This window comes from Pontibacter rugosus, from assembly GCF_042678745.1.
Lineage (GTDB): Bacteria > Bacteroidota > Bacteroidia > Cytophagales > Hymenobacteraceae > Pontibacter > Pontibacter rugosus.
Window position 1 is genome coordinate 1 of sequence record NZ_JBHTLD010000206.1, and the last position, 8,611, is coordinate 8,611.

Annotated in this window: 8 protein-coding genes; 5 read left to right on the top strand and 3 right to left on the bottom strand. The window is 43.0% G+C overall.

Going from position 1 to position 8,611, the window contains the following annotated elements:
• Window positions 1-76 precede the first annotated feature (76 nt).
• From ACFQ2O_RS17645 to ACFQ2O_RS17660, 4 genes are all read left to right on the top strand, one after another.
• Window positions 77-958 carry a bifunctional 5,10-methylenetetrahydrofolate dehydrogenase/5,10-methenyltetrahydrofolate cyclohydrolase gene (locus ACFQ2O_RS17645; RefSeq protein WP_377530887.1) on the top strand — a complete coding sequence of 294 codons (882 nt, stop codon included), beginning with the start codon at window positions 77-79 and terminating at the stop codon, window positions 956-958.
• 127 nt (window positions 959-1,085) lie between these two features.
• Entirely contained in the window at window positions 1,086-2,129 is a 1,044-nt protein-coding gene (locus ACFQ2O_RS17650; RefSeq protein WP_377530890.1) for an NAD(P)-dependent alcohol dehydrogenase, read from the top strand.
• A 381-nt stretch (window positions 2,130-2,510) separates the two neighbouring features.
• Window positions 2,511-3,092, top strand: coding sequence for a 7-carboxy-7-deazaguanine synthase QueE (locus ACFQ2O_RS17655; RefSeq protein WP_377530906.1), 582 nt, complete (start codon window positions 2,511-2,513; stop codon window positions 3,090-3,092).
• Window positions 3,093-3,101: 9 nt separating this feature from the next.
• On the top strand, window positions 3,102-5,024 hold the full coding sequence (locus tag ACFQ2O_RS17660) for an OmpA family protein (protein WP_377530892.1): 1,923 nt from the start codon (window positions 3,102-3,104) through the stop codon (window positions 5,022-5,024).
• A gap of 230 nt (window positions 5,025-5,254) precedes the next feature.
• Here ACFQ2O_RS17660 and ACFQ2O_RS17665 read toward each other — a convergent pair whose 3' ends face one another.
• Complete coding sequence (locus ACFQ2O_RS17665; protein ID WP_377530895.1) at window positions 5,255-6,541, bottom strand: citrate synthase; 1,287 nt, start codon at window positions 6,539-6,541, stop codon at window positions 5,255-5,257.
• Between the two features lie 393 nt (window positions 6,542-6,934).
• Here ACFQ2O_RS17665 and ACFQ2O_RS17670 point away from each other — a divergent pair, with 393 nt between their 5' ends.
• Window positions 6,935-7,426 carry a DUF4268 domain-containing protein gene (locus tag ACFQ2O_RS17670; RefSeq protein WP_377530899.1) on the top strand — a complete coding sequence of 164 codons (492 nt, stop codon included), beginning with the start codon at window positions 6,935-6,937 and terminating at the stop codon, window positions 7,424-7,426.
• Between the two features lies 1 nt (window position 7,427).
• Here the strand turns inward: ACFQ2O_RS17670 and ACFQ2O_RS17675 are convergent, their stop codons facing one another.
• Both ACFQ2O_RS17675 and ACFQ2O_RS17680 read right to left on the bottom strand, forming a co-directional pair.
• Window positions 7,428-7,727 (bottom strand): hypothetical protein, encoded by a 300-nt coding sequence (locus ACFQ2O_RS17675; RefSeq protein WP_377530901.1) that lies wholly within the window; start codon window positions 7,725-7,727, stop codon window positions 7,428-7,430.
• A gap of 90 nt (window positions 7,728-7,817) precedes the next feature.
• Window positions 7,818-8,285: a MaoC family dehydratase gene (locus ACFQ2O_RS17680; RefSeq protein WP_377530903.1), complete on the bottom strand. Its 468-nt coding sequence runs from the start codon at window positions 8,283-8,285 to the stop codon at window positions 7,818-7,820.
• Between the last annotated feature and the right edge of the window lie 326 nt (window positions 8,286-8,611).

The window sequence follows — 8,611 nt, forward strand, 5'->3', positions numbered from 1 at the left end:
TTAAAAGCCTATTCACAATTTGAAAAGGAAGAAAAAAAGAAGAAATTAGATGAAATATTATACTGATTAACCAAAAATGACCCTGCTCGACGGTAAAAAAACATCTGAAACCATTCAGGACGAAATAGCTGCTGAAGTAGCTGAAATAAAAGCAAAAGGCGGTAAAGTGCCTCATCTTGCGGCCATACTTGTGGGCAACGACGGCGGCTCAGTTACTTATGTCAATAACAAAGTGCTGGCCTGTGAGCGTATCGGCTTTGGCTCTTCTTTAGTTAGTTACGAAGATGACGTGACAGAAGAAGTGTTACTGAATAAAATACAAGAGTTGAATGAAAATGCCGAAGTCGATGGATTTATAGTGCAGTTGCCTTTACCCAAGCACATTGATGCTAACAAAGTGCTGGAGGCAATAGACCCGAAGAAGGATGTAGATGGCTTCCACCCAACAAACGTGGGTAGAATGGTTGCCGGTTTGCCAGCCTATTTACCGGCTACACCTGCTGGTATCCTCCAACTCCTGAAGCGCTACGAAATTGAAACAAAGGGAAAGCATTGTGTAGTGATAGGCCGCAGTAACATAGTGGGTACACCCATGAGTATTCTGATGTCTAAATGTACTTATCCCGGTGAGTCGACAGTTACCATTTGCCACCGCAATACCGTTGATCTCGCGCATCATACACGGCAAGCTGACATTCTTATTGTGGCTGTAGGCCGACCTGGTTTGGTAACAGCAGACATGGTAAAAGAGGGAGCAGTGGTGATAGACGTAGGCACTACACGCGTTCCGGATGCGACACGTAAATCGGGCTTCCGCCTGAGAGGTGACGTTGATTTTGATAATGTAGCTGATAAATGCAGCTATATAACACCAGTACCAGGCGGTGTGGGGCCTTTAACTATTGCGATGTTAATGGCTAATACTTTGCGAGCTTCAAAGCGCGAAGTTTACGGTTAAGGTTTTTGCGTAAAATTTACTTTTAAACATTTAGCCGCAGTAGCGGTTAAACATTATTACAGGTATTTGCAAATTTATACTTGCCATACCTGATGAAAAGTTTTAAAAGTTAATTATTAGAAAAACTATGATTCCAGTAAAAGGATATGCTGTACAGAATGCTACTGCACCACTAGATGCTTTCAGCTTTGAGCGCCGTGAAGTAGGGGAGCATGATGTGTTGATTGATATTTTATATTGTGGTGTATGCCATTCTGATATACATCAGGCGCGTGACGAATGGGGTGGATCTAAATACCCGATGGTACCCGGGCATGAAATTGTCGGACGTGTTAGCCAGGTAGGTAGCAAAGTATCTAAGTTTAAAGAGGGTGATTTGGCAGGTATAGGCTGTTTTGTTGATTCTTGCCGTACTTGCCCTAGCTGCCAGGAGGGACTGGAGCAGTACTGCGAAGTGCACAACGTAGGCACTTATAACAGCTATGAACTGGACAAGAAAACACCTACCTACGGTGGCTACTCGAGCAAAATTGTGGTAGATGAGAAGTATACTTTAAAGGTATCAGAAAAACTGGAGCTGTCTCGTGTGGCCCCTTTGCTTTGTGCCGGTATCACAACCTATTCTCCGCTTATGCAATGGAAGGTAGGAAAAGGGCACCGATTGGCAGTAGTTGGTCTGGGAGGTTTAGGACATATGGCTGTTAAGATTGGCGCTTCTTTGGGAGCTAATGTAACGGTGTTAAGTACATCTCCATCTAAAGAGCAGGACGCAATTAGCCTTGGTGCGCATAGCTTTGCCGTTACTAAAGACGAGAACCTGATGCGCGAGCTAAGAGGCTCATTTGACTTTATCCTGGATACAGTTTCGGCACCACATGACCTGAACATGTACCTGAGCCTCTTGAAGCGTGATGGTACCATGATTCTAGTTGGCGCGCCGCCGGAACCTGCTGGCGTAGCAGGGTTTAGCCTAATTGCAGGCCGCAAGCGCTTGGTAGGCTCTATGATTGGCGGTATTCAGGAAACGCAGGAAATGTTAGACTACTGTGCGGAGCACAATATCATGTCTGATGTTGAGGTTATTCCAATTCAGGAAATTAACCAGGCGTATGAGCGAGTACTGAAAAGTGACGTGAAATACCGTTTTGTAATTGATATGGCTACACTGTAGTCCGATAGCTGATTTTTTGTTTGCAAAGCCTCTGCAGCATCATGCAGGGGCTTTGCTTTTTACTAAAGCTATACTTCTTTTATTTTAGATAAGAGCAAGTATAAACAGTTGCTTTAAAAGTATGAACTGTGTTTTTTAGTACAACATCCACTAAAGCAGTTCATTGCCTGGAACAGAACTTACCATTCTCCGTGTTGCAATTTTAGCTAACTTGCATGCCCGTTGGTTTCAAGAGAGGCTGGCGGGAAAAAATTATACTTAAGAATGGTTGTTCTGACCAGTAGAAAGTACAACCGAAGGAAAATTACATTGGAAGAACTAAAGACTTTAAAAACAGCCTCAATACATCAGGTGCCGAAAGATGGCAGCCGTTTGCCACTTATGGAGGCTTTTTATACGATACAGGGAGAGGGCGGTAACACAGGGCTGGCTGCCTATTTCATCCGACTGGGTGGCTGTGATGTTGGCTGCCACTGGTGTGATGTTAAAGAGAGTTGGGATGCGGAGCAGCATCCGCTGACGCAAGTGGAGGATATCATATCGGCAGCAGAAGAGTTTCCTGGAAGGTTTGCTGTGATTACCGGAGGAGAGCCTTTGCTGTATAACCTGAATCCGCTAACCCAACAATTGCAAAGCCAAGGTTTCAGGACCAGTATTGAAACATCAGGTGCTTACCCACTGAGCGGTAACTGGAACTGGATTTGCCTTTCTCCCAAAAAGTTCAAAGCACCTCATGAATCAGTATATCCTTTTGCACATGAGCTAAAAGTTGTTATATTTAACAAAAGCGATTTTAAGTGGGCTGAAGAACATGCTTCTAAAGTAGGTGCAAACTGCCAGTTATACTTACAGCCGGAGTGGAGCAAAGCTACCGAAATAACGCCTTTGATAGTAGAGTACGTAAAAGACAATCCGCGCTGGCGTGTATCGCTTCAGACGCACAAGTACATGGATATTCCGTAAGGACCCGCTATGCTTAAACCTTTTCTTCTTGCCTGCCTGGTCACAATAGGTTCTGTTTCGGCAACAAATGCTCAGTCGCAAAATACAACATCAGCAAAAGCGGCCAAACTATACGAAAAAGCGGATACTTATGTGCGGGCAAGGGATTTTGATCGTGCGCTGCAAATGCTCTCTGAGGCAACCGCAAAAGATCCGGCATTTTCGCAGGCTTACATAAAAGCTGCTAACCTGCACAAAATGATGGGTAACAAGGCTGCTTATTTTGAAAACCTGGACAAAGGCCTGAAACTTATACCTTTCACAAAGGGCTATACTAACTACTACTATGATCTGGCCGAGTTATACTTTGAAAGAGGTAATTATGAGGCGGCAACAGAGTGGTATGAAACGTTTCTGAAAACTGGTTCACGAAATGCCAAGCAGGTGGATTGGGCCAGGCATCAGATAAAAGCCGCTGCGTTTGCGCATGAAGCTATGCAGAAGCCTGTGCAGTTTAACCCGGTGCAGTTGCCGGATCATGTGAACAGGTTCGGATTGCAGTACTTCCCTTATACCACAGCCGACCAGAATTATTTTATTTATACTGGGCGTGCCAGCTCGCGTCCTGAGCATGATGAAAACATCTACATCACCCATCTAAAAGGGGATGAGTGGCAACCGCCTGTTTCCATCTCAGATAATATCAATTCTCCTGCAAATGAAGGAGCAGCTACTATCTCAGGAGATGGCAAGACTTTGGTATTTACCTCCTGCAACCGGCCGGACAGCCAGGGTGACTGTGATTTATACATCTCTTTTAGAACAGGAGGCGAGTGGAGCAAGCCACAGAACATGGGCAAAAGCGTAAACTCCAAAGCATGGGATTCTCAACCCAGTTTATCTGCTGACGGTCGGACGTTATACTTTAGTTCTACGCGCAGTGGCGGCATCGGCAAAGAAGACATCTGGGTAGCCTATCGTAACGATGATGGTACCTGGCAAACTCCTGTTAACCCGGGGGCGCCTCTTAATTCTTCAGGCCGTGATATGGCACCGTCTATTCACGTAAGCGGAACCACTTTATACTTTGTAAGTGATGGTCATGTAGGGCTTGGAGGGCTTGATATTTTCAAAGCTAACCTTAACCGCAATAAAAAATGGTCGGAGCCTCAGAATTTGGGTTACCCGCTGAACACCTTTGCTGATGAGGGGTCTCTCTTTATCACGCCTGATAATGAAACAGGCTATTATTCCCGGCAAATAAATACGGATGCCGGTGCTCCAAGTATACAGTTGTTTCAGTTTAAGGTGCCTGCAGAATGGCGTAGCCGTGAAACCAGTACGTATGCACAGGGCCGTGTATTTGATGCTGTCACTAAAAAACCTTTAGCAGCAGAGGTGCAGCTTTATGATGTGCAAACAGATTCTCTGGTGCAGCAGGTGAGCTCAGACAAGGTTTCCGGTGAGTATACGGTTGTGCTGACGGATGGAAAACAATACGCACTTTATGTATCAGCTCCCAAGTACCTAATGAACAGCCGCAGCTTTGATTATACCGCTGCTAAAAGCTTGTCGCCGGTTGCTTTGGATGTGTACCTTGATCCGGTAAAATCTGGCGTGGCAATGGTGCTGAACAACCTGTTTTTTGATACGGGTAAGTATGAGTTAGAGAAAAAGTCTAAAACAGAGTTGAACAAAATCATTGGTTTCCTGCAGCAGAACCCACATATTAAAATCGAAATTTCAGGGCATACAGATGATGTAGGATCAGATCAGGCAAACCAGGTGCTTTCAGAGAGGCGTGCAAAAGCTGTTGTTGATTACCTGTCGGGGAATGGAATAGGTAAAGAACGCTTCCGCTATAAAGGCTATGGTGAAACCAAGCCAGTAAAACCAAACACTTCAGAAGAAGATCGGCAGCTCAACCGTCGTATTGAAATGCGGGTGCTTTAGTTAGTTCTGAGTATGAATTGTAAAATTTTAATTCTTCAAAGAATAGCAGATCATACATAAAACTCATTGATGAAATAGCTTTTTAAGTAAAAGCTATACATCTGCTTTAAGAATTATTAAAGATCCTCATGCTTGCTCTTTACAACCCTTATCCTTTGTGAAAAAGTAATAAAACAGGAAAGGCTGATCTTACGATCAGCCTTTCCTGTTTTATTAAATACTCTGGAAGATTAACGCTTCTCAACAGAAACGTAATCACGTTCAGTAGCACCAGTATAGATCTGACGTGGACGGCCAATAGGCTCTTTATTCTCACGCATCTCTTTCCACTGTGCAATCCAACCTGGCAGACGGCCAAGAGCAAACATAACAGTAAACATATCTGTTGGGATGCCTAAAGCACGGTAAATAATACCAGAATAGAAGTCAACGTTAGGGTAAAGCTTACGCTCCACAAAGTATGGATCGTTCAAAGCAGCCTCTTCCAGTTCTTTCGCAATATCTAAGATAGGGTCTTTCACACCCAGTGCATTTAATACATCATCAGCTGTTTTCTTGATGATTTTAGCACGAGGGTCGAAGTTCTTGTACACGCGGTGACCAAAGCCCATCAGGCGGAAAGGATCGTCTTTGTCTTTTGCCTTATCAATAAACTTCTTAGAATCACCACCGTCAGCTTTGATCTGCTCCAGCATTTCAATTACAGCCTGGTTAGCGCCACCATGTAGCGGGCCCCAAAGTGCACTGATACCGGCAGACACAGAAGAGTAAAGGCTTGCATTAGCTGAACCTACCAAACGTACAGTAGAAGTAGAGCAGTTTTGCTCGTGGTCAGCGTGTAGAATTAATAACTTATTAATAGCATCAACTACAACCGGATCAATTTCATAATCTTCAGTTGGGTACGCGAACATCATATGCAGGAAGTTCGAGCAGTAGTCCAGCTTGTTTTTAGGGTAGTTTACCGGATGTCCGATTGAGTTTTTGTAAGACCAGGCGGCAATAGTAGAAATCTTAGCCATCAAACGTATGATAGAAAGATCCATCTCCTCAGTCGTTTGGTTCGGGTTAAGCGACTCTGGATAAAAAGCAGTAAGTGAACTTACAAGAGCAGACAGGATACCCATTGGGTGAGAAGTAGATGGGAAACCATCTAAAATCTTGCGCATGTCCTCGTTTACAAGAGTATGGCGCTTTATTCTGTCACTAAAATCTTCTAATTCTGACGCAGTAGGAAGAGAACCGTAAATAAGCAGGTAAGCAACCTCAACAAAGTTCGACCGCTCAGCTAACTGCTCAATCGGATAGCCTCTGTAGCGCAAAATGCCTAACTCACCGTCTAGAAATGTAATAGCGCTGGTAGTGGCACCTGTATTTTTATACCCTGAGTCCAGGGTAATATAACCTGATTGCCCGCGCAGAGAGGAGATATCGATAGCTTTCTCGTTCTCAGTGCCCTCTACGATAGGCATTTGGTAAGATTTACCGTCTAAAATTATTTCAGCAGATTCTGACATGTTTTTTTATCCTTTTATGTCCGTTGTTGTGTCTCTTATGAAGCGAAATTATATAAAAATGTTCTAAAATAAAACGCAGCACAGCATTATATCTGAAACTGCCAATGTTTTAAGGTTAAGCTTCTGATTAACTTTTGTATAAACGGTTTATTGGCAAAATGTTTTACTTAAAAGCGTTATTTATGTTTAGAGCTTTGGTAGGTTCATTACTTCTAACCTCTATCATTGTTAATGATCTGTAAATTTGTGACCAAAGATCAGAACAGGCTCCATTAGGATTGTGCAATTTTAAATGTTGAAGTTGAGTATCACTCTGGCAGTTAAACAAGATGTTCATTTAAGTCACAAGGGCAGATACAATAATAAGCTATAAAGCTATAGGTTAAAATTAATATGGCTTCAATCATCAGGAATGGCTATTTTTGCATTATGTATACCCGCGAACAAGCTTCACAATTGCGTCAGGAATTCTGGACAACTTTTGGTCAGTACCTTACACCGCTGCTTTCTGCTGAAGGGCTAAGAGTAAACTGGATCAACTACAAAACAGGGGCAAAGAGTGTGCATTTCAGAATGAATGCAGATAAGAAATCAGGTAATATCGCCATAGAGCTCACGCATGCAGATGTGGAGTTGCAGGAGCTTATTTTTGAGCAGTTGGTGGCGCATAAATCTATGCTGGAGGAGGCGCTAGGCGAAGAATGGGAATGGGAGCTGCATGCCACAGATGAGAATGGGCGCATCATAAGTCGTGTTTACAAAGAAATAGCTCCGGCCAATGTCTTTAATAAGGAAGACTGGCCAAAGCTTATTTCCTTTTTTAAGCCTCGCATAATTGCGCTGGACGAATTCTGGAGTAATGCCCGTTATAGTTTCGAGGGTTAGATTACCACGTTGTGTCGTCTTCTGGATTTGTAAATCCTATTCCTGGTTGAAAGCGGGTTCCGTTTCCGTTTAAGTGGTTCCACATGTCCACCTGCATTTTTAGCTTATCAAGCTGAATAAACTCTTCCCATCTTTCTTTGTCATCATCTGAAAACTGATCCACCAGATCGCTTAGTTGCAAATTGGGCAGCTCTTGTAAGGCTGGGTTCGTTTGCAGCAGTTGCTCTATTTTAATGCGGAAATAAGTGTTTAGTTCTTTGTATCGTTCTTCGTCAAAGTTTTCAAGGTTGATGTTTTCCATACGGGTTTTGTTATTACTCAACTTTACGAGAGGGTATAAAACTAAGCAACGGCATAAGATGCTATGAGAGACTTTACTGTAAAATCAGAATTAATCGTTGAAATGGTACAGAAAAGTTATGACACCAGTGAAAGCAGGTTTCTTGCTACCTTCAATCTCTAAGGTAACCTCTAATCTTGCTTTGGCTATTCCACGAAGGTTCTTTACAGATAGCAACTTAGCACGCAATCGCACAGCGCTATCCACTGTTACAGCCTGGTTAAAACGTAAACTCTCAATCTCATAGTTCACCTGCATTTTCAGGTTCTCGATAGCAGTGATCTGGTGCCAAAGGTAAGGCAACAGAGAAACCGTAAGGTAGCCATGAGCAATAGTGGCTTTAAATGGAGTCTCAGTGGCAGCTCTTTCCGCATCTAAATGTATCCATTGATGATCCAACGTAGCGTCTGCAAATAAATTTATTTGCTGCTGGGTGATGGTATGATAATCGGAAACGCCCATTTCGGTTCCTTCGTATTTTTCAAGTTCTTCCAGGCTTCTGATCGTCAGTTTACTCATGGCTTAAGGGTTCTGTGGCTGTATGTGTCTAATAAAATTTTGATGATACTAAATGATAGCTGCTGTATACGTGCGCAAAGTTAGAAGGAATTAGCTGGCATCGGGAAAAATTATGCTTTAAGGTAACTTGAAGCAATTAGCACTTTAAATCACCCTCGCTATAGGGTGTAACAGCTTCAATACTGAAGAAATAATAAGTATAAATCAGCTCTAAAACCAGTTAATTTCCTAAAGGGTAAATCTGCTTAAATGGGTTTATACTTGTTCCTGAAATATCTATGGGCCTTTTGTGGTAGAAATTTTACTGCTGCTGGCGTAGTAAGTAT

Coding starts and splice junctions, on each gene's coding strand:
- ACFQ2O_RS17655 (WP_377530906.1), top strand. CDS start 2,511: ATGGAGGCTTTTTATACGATACAGGGAGAGGGCGGTAACACAGGGCTG.
- ACFQ2O_RS17670 (WP_377530899.1), top strand. CDS start 6,935: ATGGCTTCAATCATCAGGAATGGCTATTTTTGCATTATGTATACCCGC.
- ACFQ2O_RS17650 (WP_377530890.1), top strand. CDS start 1,086: ATGATTCCAGTAAAAGGATATGCTGTACAGAATGCTACTGCACCACTA.
- ACFQ2O_RS17675 (WP_377530901.1), bottom strand. CDS start 7,727: ATGGAAAACATCAACCTTGAAAACTTTGACGAAGAACGATACAAAGAA.
- ACFQ2O_RS17645 (WP_377530887.1), top strand. CDS start 77: ATGACCCTGCTCGACGGTAAAAAAACATCTGAAACCATTCAGGACGAA.
- ACFQ2O_RS17665 (WP_377530895.1), bottom strand. CDS start 6,541: ATGTCAGAATCTGCTGAAATAATTTTAGACGGTAAATCTTACCAAATG.
- ACFQ2O_RS17680 (WP_377530903.1), bottom strand. CDS start 8,285: ATGAGTAAACTGACGATCAGAAGCCTGGAAGAACTTGAAAAATACGAA.
- ACFQ2O_RS17660 (WP_377530892.1), top strand. CDS start 3,102: ATGCTTAAACCTTTTCTTCTTGCCTGCCTGGTCACAATAGGTTCTGTT.